The 13,935-nt window shown below is 68.1% G+C and carries 12 protein-coding genes; 4 read left to right on the forward strand and 8 right to left on the reverse strand.

Annotated elements, in window-relative coordinates; genetic code table 11:
- Positions 1–12 precede the first annotated feature (12 nt).
- Entirely contained in the window at positions 13–1,293 is a 1,281-nt protein-coding gene (gene aceA, locus B3Z70_RS05800) for an isocitrate lyase (protein ID WP_292024101.1), read from the reverse strand.
- 157 nt (positions 1,294–1,450) lie between these two features.
- Between aceA and B3Z70_RS05805 the strand changes: the two genes are divergently transcribed.
- The gene (locus B3Z70_RS05805; protein ID WP_292024099.1) at positions 1,451–2,881 is read left to right on the forward strand and encodes a helix-turn-helix domain-containing protein; all 1,431 of its coding nucleotides are present in this window, start codon (positions 1,451–1,453) and stop codon (positions 2,879–2,881) included.
- Between the two features lie 132 nt (positions 2,882–3,013).
- Here B3Z70_RS05805 and B3Z70_RS05810 read toward each other — a convergent pair whose 3' ends face one another.
- The 5 genes from B3Z70_RS05810 to petA all read right to left on the reverse strand — a co-directional run bounded on the left by B3Z70_RS05810 (position 3,014) and on the right by petA (position 9,308).
- The gene (locus B3Z70_RS05810) at positions 3,014–4,657 is read right to left on the reverse strand and encodes a M28 family peptidase (RefSeq protein ID WP_292024096.1); all 1,644 of its coding nucleotides are present in this window, start codon (positions 4,655–4,657) and stop codon (positions 3,014–3,016) included.
- Positions 4,658–4,731: 74 nt separating this feature from the next.
- Positions 4,732–6,399, reverse strand: coding sequence for a M28 family metallopeptidase (locus tag B3Z70_RS05815; RefSeq protein WP_292044909.1), 1,668 nt, complete (start codon positions 6,397–6,399; stop codon positions 4,732–4,734).
- Between the two features lie 150 nt (positions 6,400–6,549).
- Positions 6,550–7,425: a cytochrome c1 gene (locus B3Z70_RS05820; protein ID WP_292024091.1), complete on the reverse strand. Its 876-nt coding sequence runs from the start codon at positions 7,423–7,425 to the stop codon at positions 6,550–6,552.
- Positions 7,426–7,430: 5 nt separating this feature from the next.
- Positions 7,431–8,735 carry a cytochrome b gene (locus B3Z70_RS05825; RefSeq protein WP_292024090.1) on the reverse strand — a complete coding sequence of 435 codons (1,305 nt, stop codon included), beginning with the start codon at positions 8,733–8,735 and terminating at the stop codon, positions 7,431–7,433.
- A gap of 15 nt (positions 8,736–8,750) precedes the next feature.
- Positions 8,751–9,308, reverse strand: coding sequence for a ubiquinol-cytochrome c reductase iron-sulfur subunit (petA, locus tag B3Z70_RS05830; RefSeq protein WP_292024087.1), 558 nt, complete (start codon positions 9,306–9,308; stop codon positions 8,751–8,753).
- Positions 9,309–9,501: 193 nt separating this feature from the next.
- Between petA and B3Z70_RS05835 the strand changes: the two genes are divergently transcribed.
- Both B3Z70_RS05835 and hemF read left to right on the forward strand, forming a co-directional pair.
- The gene (locus B3Z70_RS05835; protein ID WP_292024084.1) at positions 9,502–9,951 is read left to right on the forward strand and encodes a tRNA (cytidine(34)-2'-O)-methyltransferase; all 450 of its coding nucleotides are present in this window, start codon (positions 9,502–9,504) and stop codon (positions 9,949–9,951) included.
- A gap of 28 nt (positions 9,952–9,979) precedes the next feature.
- Entirely contained in the window at positions 9,980–10,861 is an 882-nt protein-coding gene (hemF, locus tag B3Z70_RS05840; protein WP_292024082.1) for an oxygen-dependent coproporphyrinogen oxidase, read from the forward strand.
- Positions 10,862–11,016: 155 nt separating this feature from the next.
- Here the strand turns inward: hemF and B3Z70_RS05845 are convergent, their stop codons facing one another.
- Complete coding sequence (locus B3Z70_RS05845; RefSeq protein WP_292024081.1) at positions 11,017–11,892, reverse strand: LysR family transcriptional regulator; 876 nt, start codon at positions 11,890–11,892, stop codon at positions 11,017–11,019.
- Between the two features lie 78 nt (positions 11,893–11,970).
- Here B3Z70_RS05845 and B3Z70_RS05850 point away from each other — a divergent pair, with 78 nt between their 5' ends.
- The gene (locus B3Z70_RS05850; protein WP_292024078.1) at positions 11,971–13,029 is read left to right on the forward strand and encodes a YeiH family protein; all 1,059 of its coding nucleotides are present in this window, start codon (positions 11,971–11,973) and stop codon (positions 13,027–13,029) included.
- Here B3Z70_RS05850 and B3Z70_RS05855 read toward each other — a convergent pair.
- On the reverse strand, positions 13,026–13,757 hold the full coding sequence (locus tag B3Z70_RS05855; RefSeq protein ID WP_292024076.1) for a glutamine amidotransferase-related protein: 732 nt from the start codon (positions 13,755–13,757) through the stop codon (positions 13,026–13,028). The two genes, B3Z70_RS05850 and B3Z70_RS05855, sit on opposite strands and share 4 nt — an antisense overlap.
- Between the last annotated feature and the right edge of the window lie 178 nt (positions 13,758–13,935).

The raw sequence follows: 13,935 nt of genomic DNA on the forward strand, positions 1-13,935 counted from the left end.
TTCCTTTTCTGATTAAGCCGCGGTGGTGAACTGGGCGGTCTCGGTCGAGTCCTTCAGCGCCGTGGTGGACGACGTGCCGTTGGAGATGACCGTGGCGACCTGGTCGAAATAGCCGGTGCCGACTTCGCGCTGGTGGCGGGTGGCGGTATAGCCGCGCGCCTCGTTGGCGAACTCGCGCTGCTGCAGCTCCGAATAGGCCGCCATGCCGTGATCGCGATAGCCGTCCGCCAGCTCGAACATCGAGTTGTTCAGCGCGTGGAAGCCCGCCAGGGTCACGAACTGGAACTTGTAACCCATGGCGCCCAGTTCGCGCTGGAACTTGGCGATGGTGGCCTTGTCCAGCTTGGCTTCCCAGTTGAACGACGGCGAGCAGTTGTAGGCCATCAGCTTGCCGGGATGCTTCTTCTGGATCGCTTCGGCGAACTTCTTGGCGTCGTCCAGGTCCGGGTGGCTGGTCTCCCACCACAGCAGGTCGGCGATATTGGCGTAGGACAGGCCGCGCGCGATGCAGTGATCCAGGCCCGTGCCTTCCTTCAGGCGGAAGAAGCCCTCGGGCGTGCGGTTCTCGCGGTCGATGAAGGGCTGGTCCCGTTCGTCGATGTCCGAGGTGATCAGCTGGGCCGATTCGGCGTCGGTGCGGGCGACCGTGATGGTCGGCGTGCCCATGACGTCGGCGGCCAGACGCGCGGCGACCAGATTGCGCTCATGCGCCTGGGTGGGGATCAGGACCTTGCCGCCCAGGTGGCCGCACTTCTTCTCCGACGCCAGCTGGTCCTCGAAGTGGACGCCCGCCGCGCCCGCCTCGATGAAGGCCTTCATGATCTCGAAGCTGTTCAGCGGGCCGCCGAAACCGGCCTCGGCGTCGGCGACGATGGGGGCGAACCAGTCGCGCTTGGCCCCGCCCTCGGCGTGTTCGATCTGGTCGGCGCGTTGCAAAGTCCGGTTGATGCGGCGGCACAGTTCCGGCGCGGCGTTGGCCGGGTACAGCGATTGGTCCGGGTACATGGCGCCCGCCGTATTGGCGTCCGCCGCGACCTGCCAGCCCGACAGATAGATGGCCTTCAGACCCGCGCGAACCATCTGCATCGCCTGATTGCCGGTGACGGCGCCCAGGGCGTTGATGAAGGGCTCGGTGTGCAGCAGCTCCCACAGGCGGTTGGCGCCGCGTTCGGCCAGCGTATGGGTGACCGGCACCGAACCGCGCAGGCGCAGGACGTCCTGCGGCGTATAGGGGCGCTCGATGCCGTCGAAACGGCCGGCGGGCGAAGGAACCAGGTCGGCGAAGGTGGTCATGGTCGAACTCGTCTCTGCGAAGGGCGCGGCCGCAGCCGCCGTCTCGGAGACAAGAACACGCTGAAGTCACGAATGACACACTGTCGCCGCCGATATTGCAGTCACTTTGTCACAATATGACTTTGCATACTCGGTCATGTTGTGACATCCTGCGCGCATGGACGCCTCCGCCGACCGCAAACTGTTCCTCGGCGCCCGACTGAAGCGGCTGAGGCGCGACCTGGCCCTGACCCAGACGGCCATGGCCGCCGACCTCGGCGTTTCCCCCAGCTATCTCAATCACATAGAGCGCAATCAGCGGCCCGTCTCGGCCCAGCTTCTATTGCGGCTGGCCGACACCTATGACGTCGATCTGCGCAGCCTGAACCAGGCGGGCGCCGCCGACGAAGCCCGCCTGACGGAAATCCTGACCGACCCCCTGTTCAAGGGCCTGTCCGCCCCCCGGCATGAGCTGGTGCGACTGCTGGAAGAGGCGCCGGGCGTCGCCGACGCCCTGCTCCGCCTCTATCAGGCGTTCGACGACGGCCGCGCCAAGGCCCGCGCCGCCGCCGAAACCGGCGAGGGTCTGGTCGAATCCAGCCCCGCCGACTGGGTGCGGGAATATATCCAGTCGCGCGGCAACCACTTCCCCGAACTGGACCAGATGGGCGAGGCCCTGGCCGACACCCTGGCGGCCGAGGCGCCCGTCCACGCCGACGGCTTCGAGCCCGCCGCGCGCCAGAGGCTGGCAGCGCGTCACGACCTGGGCGTCCGCACCCTGCCCGCCGAGGTGATGGTGGAATGGACGCGCCGCTACGACCTGCACCGCCGCCGCCTGCTGCTGTCGGAAACCCTGGGACCGTCGTCGCGCGCCTTCGCCATCGCCTATCAGCTGGCGCTGGTCGAACAGGGGCCGGCCCTGCATCAGATGGTCGAGGCGTCCGCCGCGCCCGACGCCGCCACCCGCGCCCTGCTGAAGGTCGCCCTGACCAACACCCTCGCCGCCGCCGTCCTGATGCCCTACGCCGCCTTCCAGCGCGCGGCCGAGGACGGCGGCTACGATCTGGCCCGCCTCCAGGCCCGGTTCGGCGTCAGCTACGAACAGGCGGCGCACCGGCTGACCACCCTGTCGCGGCCGACCGCGCGCGGCGTGCCCTTCTTCCTGATGCGGGTCGATCAGGCCGGCAACATCTCCAAACGCTATGCGGCCGGGGCCTTTCCGTTCTCGCGTTTCGGCGGCGCCTGCCCGCGCTGGCGGCTGCACTCGGCGTTTCGCACGCCGGGCCGCATCGTCACCCAGATCATCGAGACACCGGACGGCAATCGCTGGTTCACCTTCGCCCGCACGGTCGAGCGCCAGGGTCACGACGGCTATGGCGAGAGCCACGACCTGGCCGTGGGCCTGGGTTGCGAACTGCGCCACGCGCACCGGCTGGCCTATGCGCGCGGCCTGGACCTGGACAGCCCGGACGTGACGCCCATCGGCCCGGCCTGTCGCCTGTGCCACCGCCACCCCTGCGCCGAACGCGCCGCCGCCCCCATCGACCGCCCGCTGGCCGTCGACGACTGGTCCAAGTCCGTCAGCCCCTACCCCTTCGGCGCGGCCTGACTTCCATAGCCCGTCATCCTCGCCCTTGTGGCGAGGATCCAGACTCCCGGTGTTTGCACTACGAGCACTGTCGTCGAAACCGGGAGTCTGGATCCTAGAGACAAGCCCTAGGATGACGAGACAGAGGGCAATCTACCTCCGCTGGTCGGCCGTGCGGTCGCGAATGGCGTTGAACTCGGCCGTCGGCTTCCACGCGGGCCAGCTCTCGCTGTCGGCCACCGTCAGCCCCAGCCGATACAGCAGGTCCAGATTCTGCAAGGCCGCCGTGAAGTCATAGTCGGCGCGCCATTCGTCGGTCAGCTTGTGATAATAGCGCTCCATCTGCCCCTCGTAATAGGGCTTGCCCGCCCCGATTCCGCCCTCGACGAAATCGCGCCCGGTCCAGGGCATCAGGGCCGGCACCCCGCCCGCCGCGAAGTTGAAGTGGTCGGAGCGATAGTAGAAGCCTTCCTCGGGATAGCCGTCGCCCGTCACCACCCGCCCCTGCACTGCGGCGAACCGGCCCAGGATGTCCTCCAGCTCCGACTTGCCGACGCCGAACACCGCCACGTCCCGCGTCGCCGGCGTGAAGGGCAGCATGTCGATGTTGATGTCCGCCGCCGTCCTGGCCAGCGAATAGACCGGATCGGCGGCATAGGCTTCCGACCCCAGCAACCCCTGCTCCTCGGCCGTGACGTGCAGGAAGACCACGGTGCGCTTCGGCGCCGGCCCGGCCTTGAACGCCCGCGCCATCTCGATCAGCCCGGCGGTGCCCGACGCATTGTCCCAGGCGCCGTTGAAGATGTCGTCGCCCTCGGCGTTGGGGGTCCTGGCCTTGCCGACGTGATCCCAGTGGGCGGAATAGAAGACATACTCGTTAGGCCGTTCCGTGCCGGGAATCTTGGCCAGCAGATTGTTGGAATGGATGACCTCGGTGGTCTCGGCGATATCCACGTCCAGACGCGCGCCTAGATCGACCGCGCCGCCCAGGGCGCCGGTCCTGGCCGTGGCCAGCGCCGCCTCCAGCGCCGGGCCGCCGATGGCCGTGGCCGCCGCCAGGTTGATCGACCCGGTGAACCGCGCGTCCTGGGCGCCCTTGATCGTCATCTGCGGCCGAGCCGCGCCACCCACCGCCCGACGCCAGCGACCGTCCTGGTCCTGCAGGGTGATGACGCCCACCGCCCCGCGCTTCAGCGCCTCCTGCATCTTGTGGGTGGTCGAGCCGTAGAAGTTGGGGTCCGCCCCCATGCTGGCCGGCTGTCCGCGCAGCACGACGACGACCTTGCCGGTCAGGTCCGCCGCGCCATAGTCGTCCCAGGTCGGCCCGGAAATGCCATAGCCGGCGAAGACCAGCGGCGCGCCGGCGATCCTGACGACCGGATCGGCCGCCCCGGCGCGCAGGGTGATGTCGGTCCCAGACGTCAGCACGTGACGCGCGCCGTCCACCCCCGTCCAGGCCGCCGTCGGCGCCCGCTCAGGCGTGAACCGCACCAGATCGACGGGCTGCAGCCATGATCCGTCGCGCCCGCCCGGCTCCAGCCCCATCGCCTCGTACTGCGCCTGCAGATAGGCCAGGGTCAGCCGTTCGCCGACCAGACCGGGGAACCGCCCCTCCATCTCGTCCGACGCCAGATATTTGATGTGGTCCGACAGGCGCTGGGCGCTGAACTGCGGCGTGGCGGCCGAGGCGACGGCGAAGGCGTCCGCCGCCTGGCGGGGCGCGGGAACCGGCGTGGTGGCGCAGGCAGCCAGCGCCAGGGCGGCGAAGGCCACGAACGGAGAACGGCGAAGGATCATAGGCTTACTCGATACGAAAACAGCGAAAGAGGCGGAGATGCCTCCCCGCCCCCGTCTCGAACAATGTGCGGAAATCAGCGGCGCTCTGACGCCGTGGTCGCGCGCACCGGCCCGAACTCCGATCCCGGCTTCCACTGCGGCCAATCGCGGCTGTCGGCCAGGGCGCGGCCGACGTCGTAGAAGACCTGCAGGTCCTCGATCATGCCGCGATAATCCCAGTCCGGCGACCATTCGTCCGCCGCCTGGTGATAACGTTTGGCCCCATATTCCACCCGCGCCGCCTCGCGCTCGGCGATCGGCGCGTCGCGGAAGTCGCCGCGACTGCCGGCATAGGCCATCGGCACGCCGCGCTTGGCCAAGGGGAAGTGGTCCGAGCGGTAATAGGTGCCGGCCGCGTTTTCATGATCGGGAACCAGCGTCCGCCCCTGCGGCTGGATCGCCGCCGCCAGCCGTTCGTCGAAGTCCGACTGGCCGTATCCGGTGACGCCCAGGCCCGTGACGCGGCCATAGACGTTCATCGAATCCATGTTGAACCCGCCCACCGTCTTGGCCAGCGGATAGACCGGGTTCACTGCATAATATTCCGAACCCAGCAGACCGCTTTCCTCGCCGGTGAAGCTGATCATGACGACGGAGCGTTCGGTGCGCGGCGCACGGCCGAACATGCGCGCCAGCTCCAGCAGCCCCGCCGTGCCCGAGGCGTTGTCCACCGCTCCGTTAAAGATGTGGTCGCCGGTAGCGTCCGGCTCGCCCATGCCGATGTGATCCCAGTGGGCGGTATAGAGGACCGTCTCGTCCGGGTGGGTCGCGCCCGGCAGGCGGGCGATGACATTGCGGCTGGTCACCTGATTGGTCGCCACATCGAACTCGGTCGAGAAGGCGGCCCCGGTCAGGGCGACGGGCTGGAAGTCGCGGCTGCGCGCCTGGACCTTCAGCGCCTCGAAATCCAGGCCGGCGCGGCGGAACAGATCGACCGCCACGTCGCGCTGGATCCAGCCCTCCATCGGCACGCGCTCGGCGGCCGCATTCTGGCGCAGGATGTCGAACTGCGGCACGCCCCAGGAGTTGGCCACCGTCTGCCAGCCATAGGAGGCCGGCGCCGTCTCATGGACGATCAGCACGCCCGCCGCCCCCTGGCGCGCGGCCTCTTCGTATTTGTAGGTCCAGCGGCCGTAATAGGTCATGGCCTTGCCGCCGAAGGTGTTCAGCGCCGGCTCCTCGAAATCGGCGTCATTGACCAGAACGACCAAAATCTTGCCGCGCAGGTCCTGGCCCTTGAAGTCGTCCCAGGTCCGCTCCGGCGCCTTGATGCCGTAACCGACGAAGACCAGCGGCGCGTCCTTCAGGCTGACGTGCTGGGCCGGACGGCGGGTGGAGATGGCCACCTCGCGCCCCTGCGTCATCGGCAGGGTCCAGTCGCCCAGCTTCAGCGAGGCATGGACGTTGGACTGGACGAAGCGGTTCAGGATCACGTCCTGCGTCCACTGGCCGCTCGGTCCGCCCGGCTGGAAGCCGGCGGCGGCGTAGCCTTCGCTCAGATAGCGGATGACCTTCTCTTCCGCCGGGGTGGCGATGCCGCGTCCCTCGAAACTGTCGTCCGACAGGGTCTTGATGTCCTGCGAGATGCGCGCCGCGTCGAAGGCGGGAACGGCATGGACCGCAGCAGGATCGGGCGCGGTCGCACAGGCCGACAGGGCGGCGCCCGCCAACAGCGCGGCGGCGAAGGAAGAGACAAAACGCATGATCTGAAGGGCCCCACAGCCGGAAACGATGGCGGACCCTAGGCGGCCGAACCCATCGTGTCGATTCCGTGTCGCGGGCCAATCGTCGCAAACGAAAAGCCCGCCGAAGCGAACTTCGGCGGGCTCAAGGATTTCAGACTGGCGGCCGCCTTAGTGGGCGACGCCCTTCCAGATGCGGCGGTAGGCGGCGTAGGTGACGCCCGCGAAGATCAGCAGATAGATCAACACGCCGAAGCCGGCCTGTTTGCGCTCCACCATCTTGGGTTCCGAGGTCCAGGCGATGAAGGCGGCGACGTCCTTGGCGTACTGGTCCACCGTCTGGGGCGAACCGTCGTCATAGGTGACCTGGCCGTTCTGCAGCGGCGGCGGCATGGCGATGAAGCCGCCGGGCGGCACATGGCCCTTGGTCTCGTCCCAGAACGGCGTCAGGTCGCCGGCCATATAGGGGTTGTAGTGCTGACCGTCGCGGATGGTCAGGCCCGCCGGCGGGTTCCGATATCCCGACAGCAGCGAATAGATGTAGTTGGCGCCGTCGTGACGGGCCTTGGCCATCACCGACAGGTCGGGCGGGGCCGCCCCGCCGTTGCCCGCCGCCGCCGCCGTGGCGTTCGGATAGGGGGCGCGGAACTTGTCGGCCGGGGTGGCGTCGCGCTGGATCGCTTCGCCGGTCTCGCTGTCGATGTCGCCGACCTGCACTTCCTTGGCCAGCGCCTTCACGACCGGGTTGTCGTTCGGGTTCGGGTATTTCGGATTCCAGAACGGCCCATGGCGGTCGCCCAGGTTCCGATAGTGCATCAGGTTCATGCTGTGACAGGCGGCGCAGACCTCGTGATAGACCTTGTAGCCGCGTTGCAGCTGGCCCTGGTCATAGGTCCCAAACGGCCCTTCGAAGCTGAACCCGCCCGAGCGCGGATGGGCGGCCCCGCCTGCGGCCAGGGCGGGCGCAGCGCCCGCCATCAGGCCCAGGGCGACGGCGGCCGAGGCGATGATCGTCTTGAACGACATGGTCTTGGTTCCGATCGTCATGCCCCTCACCCCTTGTGCTCGACGGCGCCCGCGCCGGTCAGCACCGGCTCGGAAATGGTCGCCGGGATCGGCAGCGGCTGCTCCTTCAGGCCGACCAAGGGCATGATCACCAGGAAGAAGACGAAGTAGTAGAGGGTGAACAGGCGCGTCAGCCACAGATAGCTGTTCAGGTCGCCGTCGAAGAGGGTGAAGGTCTTGAACGACCCGATCACATGGGCGTCCGGCAGTTGCCCGCCGCACCAGCCCAGACCCACGCCCACCACCAGGAAGATGATGAAGAAGGTCCGCATCGTCGGGCGATAGCGCATGGAGCGCACCTTGGACGTATCCAGCCAGGGCAGGACGAACAGCACCCCGATGGCGCTGAACATCGCCACCACGCCGCCGAACTTGTCCGGGATGGCGCGCAGGATCGCGTAGAAGGGCAGCATGTACCACTCGGGCACGATGTGCGCCGGCGTCTGCAGCGGGTTGGCCGGGATGTAGTTGTCGGCGTGGCCCAGGGCGTTCGGCTGATAGAAGACGAAGATCGCGAACAGGATCAGGAACAGGATGATGGCGAACCCGTCCTTGACCGTGAAATACGGATGGAAGGGCAGCGTGTCCTTGGCCTGACGATCCTTGGGGATCAGGATGCCGACCGGATTGTTCTGACCCGCCGCGTGCAGCGCCCAAAGGTGCAGGACGACGCAGCCCAGGATGGCGAACGGCAGCAGATAGTGCAGCGAGAAGAAGCGGTTCAGCGTCGCATTGTCGATGGCCGGGCCGCCGCGCAGCCAGATCAGGATCGGCTCGCCCACGCCGGGGATGGCCCCGATCAGATTGGTGATGACCTCCGCGCCCCAGAACGACATCTGGCCCCACGGCAGGACGTAGCCCAGGAAGGCGGTGGCGATCATCAGGAAGAAGATCACGCAGCCGATGATCCAGATCATCTCGCGCGGCGCCTTGTAGGAGCCGTAGTACAGGCCCCGCAGCATGTGCAGATAGACCGCGATGAAGAACATCGACGCCCCGTTGGCGTGGACGTAGCGGATCAGCCAGCCGCCGTTGACGTCGCGCATGATGCGCTCGACCGAGGCGAAGGCCATGTCGACGTTGGGCGTATAGTGCATGGCCAGGACGATGCCGGTGACGATCTGGGTCACCAGGCACAGGGCCAGGATGCCGCCGAAGGTCCACCAGTAGTTCAGGTTCCGCGGCGTCGGCAGGGACATATAGTCCGCGCCGAAGCGAATGATGGGCAGACGGCTGTCCAGCCATTTCTCGACGCCCGTCTTCGGGACGTAGGTGCTCTCGTGGTCGCTCATGATCCCCCCTTGTCCTCAGCCGATCTTGACGCGGGTGTCGGACAGATAGTCGTAGTCCGGCACCACCAGGTTCAGGGGCGCGGGCCCCTTTCTGATGCGGCCGGAGGCGTCGTAGTGCGAGCCGTGGCAGGGGCAGAACCAGCCGCCGTAATCGCCCGCGCCGAATGTCGGCACGCAGCCCAGGTGGGTGCACGAACCGATGACGACCAGATATTTCTCGTGCCCCGGCTTGGTGCGCTCGGCGTCGGTCTGGGGCTGTTTCAGGTCGGGCGCATGATCGTCGGCGATGACGCGCTGCAGTTCGGCCGGGGTGCGATAGCGCACGAACACCGGCTTGCCCTGCCATTTGATGACGACCTGCTGGCCTTCCTGCACCTTGGTCAGGTCGAACTCGATCGAGGCCAGGGCCAGGGTGTCTGCGGCCGGGTTCATCTGGTTGATCAGGGGCCAGGCGATCATCGCGCCCGCGCCGACCGCCGCTGCGCCCGCCGCGATATAGATGAAGTCGCGACGATTGGGATCGCCGCTCTCGGGATTGCCAGAGTCTTGGGTATGCACGACCGATTCGGTCAAGTTTCCACCTCCCGATCGCCGCAGGAGAAGCCCTAGGGCCTCCCCAGCCGCGGCGCCAAACCAACATACGACGCGGGATTTCCCCACGGTCCTTGACCTGCGCCCCTCTGACGCAAGTTGCTGACGTTTCTTGCGAAACGCTCGCAAATAGACCGCGACAAACCCCCTCGCCGCGCGTATCAACGGGCTTAGAATGCGTCTCGCCCTTTTTCAACCGGACATTCCTCAGAACGTCGGCGCCTGCATCCGGCTTTCGGCCTGTTTCGGCGTCGATCTGCATGTGATCGAGCCGACGGGCTTCCGTTTCGACGACCGCGCGATGAAGCGCGCCGCCCTGGATTACGGCCCCCTGTCGCACATGACCCGCCACGCGGACTGGGCCGCCTTTCAGGCCGACCGCCCGGCTGGACGGCTGGTTCTGCTGACCACCAAAGGCGCCACGCCCCTGCCCGACTTCGCCTTCCGGCCCGACGACATCCTGCTGTTCGGCAAGGAGAGCGCGGGCGCCCCCGACCATGTCCATGCCGCCGCCGACGCCCGCGTCGTCGTGCCGCTGCGAGCGGGCGCCCGCTCGCTCAACCTGTCGGTCACCGCCGGCATCGCCCTGTGGGAAGGCCTGCGCCAGACCGGACAGGTTGGCTGAACGCTGCGCGCGGTCTAGGACCGAACCCATGAGCGACGCTTCATTCTCCGATCCGCTCGATCTGAAGACGGTCGAGACCCGCGCCTGGTTCGAACATCTGCGCGACCGTATCCACGCGGCGTTCGAGGCGCTGGAGGACGCCGCCCCCGCCGATCTGTTTCCCGGCGCCCCCGGCCGTTTCGTCCGCACCCCCTGGGAAAGGCCCGAGGGCGGCGGCGGCGTGATGGGCATGATGCACGGGCGGCTGTTCGAAAAGGTCGGGGTCCATGTCTCTACCGTCCACGGCAGCTTTCCCGCCGACTACGCGAAGTCCGTGCCCGGCGCCGACGTCGATCCGCGCTTCTTCGCCACCGGGATCAGCCTGATCTGCCATCCGGTCAGCCCGCGCGTGCCGGCGGTCCACATGAACACCCGCTTCATCGCCACGACCAGACACTGGTTCGGCGGCGGCGGCGACCTGACGCCGGTGCTGATGGCGGATCGGCGTCAGGATCACCCCGACACCCTGGCCTTCCACGCCGCCATGAAGGCCGCCTGCGACGCCCACGCCCCGGACTGGCACGCCCGCTACAAGGCCTGGTGCGACGAATATTTCTTCCTGCCGCATCGTCAGGAGCCGCGTGGCACCGGCGGCGTCTTCTACGATCATCACGACAGCGGCGACTATGACCGCGACTTCGCCTTCACCCGCGACATCGGCCTGGCCTTTCTGGACGTCTATCCCCGCATCGTCGCCGCCCGCATGGCCGAGCCCTGGACGGCGGAGGAGCGCGAGGAACAGCTGATCCGGCGCGGCCGCTACGTCGAGTTCAACCTGCTCTACGACCGGGGCACTATGTTCGGCCTGAAGACCGGCGGAAACGTGGACTCCATCCTGTCGTCCATGCCGCCCGTGGTGAAATGGCCGTGATCACTCTTCGTTGAATCCGCTCATCCCCGCGAAAGCGGGGACCCAGTGTTTTCGTTCGCACGATGTCTGGGATAACGATTTCGACCCCACCCCAAACATTGGTCGCCCAAAGAACTGGGTCCCCGCTTGCGCGGGGATGAGCGGGCTGGATGCGGTCACCCCATCGTCGCCATGAACACGTCGCCCGCCCGGCTGCGATAGCGTTCCTTGTGCCGCAACAGGCGGAACGGGCGTTCGGGCAGGGTGAAGGGCGCCGTCGCCAGCCGACCGGCGGCCACCGCCGCATAGGCCACGCTTTCGGACAGGGCCGTGGCGCCCGCCCCCGCCTCGGCCGCCGCCAGCACCGCCTCGTTGGACGGCAGGGTCATGGTCACCGACAGATCGGCGGGATCGACGCCCGCGTCCCGCACCGCCGCCTCCAGCGTCGAGCGGGTGCCGGACCCGACTTCGCGCAACACCCACGGCTGGCCCGTCAGGTCCCGCGCCTCCAGCCGTCGCAGCCTGGCCCACGGATGGTCCGGCGTGACCAGCACCGCCAGCCGGTCCGACCCCACCTGGGTCTGGGACAGGGCCGGTTCGTCCACCGCCCCCTCGACCAGGCCGATCTCTGCCGCGCCGCTCAGCACCGCCTGCGTCGCCTCGCGCGTATTGCCGATCTCCACCGCCAGTTCGACGCCGGGATAGGCCGCATGGAAATCCACCAGTCGGCGTGGCAGCCAGTAGCTGGCGATGGTCTGGCTGGCGAACACGGCCAGCCGCCCGCGCCGCAGCGCGCTCATGTCCGCCAGCGCGGCTTCCGCCGCCTGGGCCCGCGCCAGCACGGCCCTGGCCTCGGGCAGGAAGGCGCGACCCGTTTCGTTCAGCACGATGCCCCGCCCCACCCGGTCGAACAGGCGCACGTCGTGTTCGGCCTCCAGCGCCGCGATGGCGTTCGACACGGCCGATTGCGTCAGGTTCAGCGCCCGCGCCGCCCCCGTCACATGGTCTCGCTCCGCCACGGCGACGAAGATGCGAAGACGTTCCAGGGTCACGATTGATCTCCAAATCGGATTGAAACGACCATAACTATCCGTTGGACCGGCGTCGAGCCGGGGTGCATCTCAGCGTCCATGAAGTCCGCCGCCCTTGCCGCCCCCATTGCCGCGCCGCGCCTGGCGACCGTGAAGGCGTTCGGCGGCGCGATCCGTCCCGGCGTCATGCTGTGCCTGCTGGTGACGCTGGCCGCCATCGGCCTGACCAGCATCGAGCGCGACCTGATCGGCCATGTCTGGCTGGAGCCGCTGATCCTGGCCATCCTGCTGGGCGCCGCCGTCCGCACCGCCTGGACCCCGGACGCGCGGTTCAAGGCCGGCATCGACTTCTCGGCCAAGACCCTGCTTGAGATCGCGGTGGTCCTGCTGGGCGCCTCGGTCAGCGCCGCGACCCTGTCGGCCCTGGGCGTGGCCTTTGTGGCCGGCATCTTCGCCCTGGTGGCCCTGGCCATCGTCGCAGGCTTCGGCGTGGGGCGCGCCCTGGGCCTCAACCCCCGCATGGCCCTTCTGGTGGCCTGCGGCAACGCCATCTGCGGCAACTCCGCCATCGCCGCCGTGGCCCCCGTGATCGATGCGGATGGCGAGGAGGTCGCCGCCTCCATCGCCTTCACCGCCGTTCTGGGCGTGATCGTGGTCCTGGCCCTGCCGTTGCTGGGCGGCCTGATCCATCTGAACGGCCTGCAATACGGCGCCCTGGCCGGCCTGACCGTCTATGCGGTGCCCCAGGTTCTGGCCGCCGCCGCCCCCTTCGGCGCCGTCGCGACCCAGACCGGCACGGTGGTCAAGCTGGTGCGGGTGCTGATGCTGGGGCCGGTGATCTTGGCCCTGTCGCTGATCTTCCGCGACCGCGCGCCCGGCGCCGCAAAGCCCGGCCTGACCCGCCTGCTGCCCTGGTTCATCGTCGGCTTCCTGGTCATGATCGCCCTGCGTTCGCTGGGCATGATCCCGCAGCCCGCCCTCGCGCCGATGGCCGCCGCGTCCAGCCTGCTGACCGTCGTCGCCATGGCCGCCCTGGGCCTGCAGACCGACATCCGCGCCGTGGCCCGCGCCGGGGGCCGGGTCGTCGCCGCCGTCATCCTGTCTCTGGGCGCCCTGGTCCTTCTGGCCCTCGTGCTGATCCGGCTTCTGGGGCTCTAGATTCCGCTGCCCTGATCCTCGACCGGCGGCGGGGTCAGCAGCAGGAAGGCGCGGATCCAGGCGGTCAGCACCGCCCGGTCGTTGGGCCGTTTCAGACTGTCGATCGCCTGGTCCGCCACATCATGCGGGATGCGCGCGCCCCGCCGCCCCTCGATCAGGGCCGCCGCATAGTCCGGCTGAAACTCCGGGTGGCACTGAAACGAAATGGCGTCCTCGCCCCAGGCCAGACCGGCGTAGGGCGTAAACCCGCTGGAGGCGATCACCCGCGCATCGTCCGAGATCGCGACCACCTGGTCCTGATGCGACACCGGAATGGCGATGGTCCGCGCGCGCGGGTGCATCCACGGCTCGTTCGCCCGCACGTCGTAACGATGCAGCCCGACGCCCCAGCCCTTGTCCGACTTCTCCACCACGCCGCCGAACGCATGGGCCAGCGCCTGATGGCCGAAGCAGATGCCGACCAGCCGCGTGCGCCCCCGCGCCGCCCTCAGCCAATCGACCAGCCTGGGTATCCACGGCAAATTGTCATAGACCCCCGCCGCCGAGCCGGTGACGATGGCCCCCTGAAACGCGGCGGGATCGTCGGGCAGATGGCCCGCCTGCACATTGAACCGCGTCGTCGGCACGCCCTCGCCCAACAGCGCCCGGAACCGCGCCGGATAGTCGTCGAAGTCGTCCTTCAGATGCTCGGGCGGATGGCCGGTTTCCAGAATGGCGATGCGGGTCATGGGCCGAACCCTAACCGATTGCGTCCCTGGCGCCAGCCGAAACACCGCCCAGCCATACCAATCGACCCGCGCAATCCCTTGCCGCACAAGGGTTTGCGGCGTTCATCACCCAATCGACCTATCGCACCCCCGACCTGGGTTATGATGACCGATCGGTCTTTGACATCGTCGTCCGCGC

Origin of the sequence: Brevundimonas sp. UBA6550, assembly GCF_002434505.1 — a bacterium.
Classification (GTDB): domain Bacteria; phylum Pseudomonadota; class Alphaproteobacteria; order Caulobacterales; family Caulobacteraceae; genus Brevundimonas.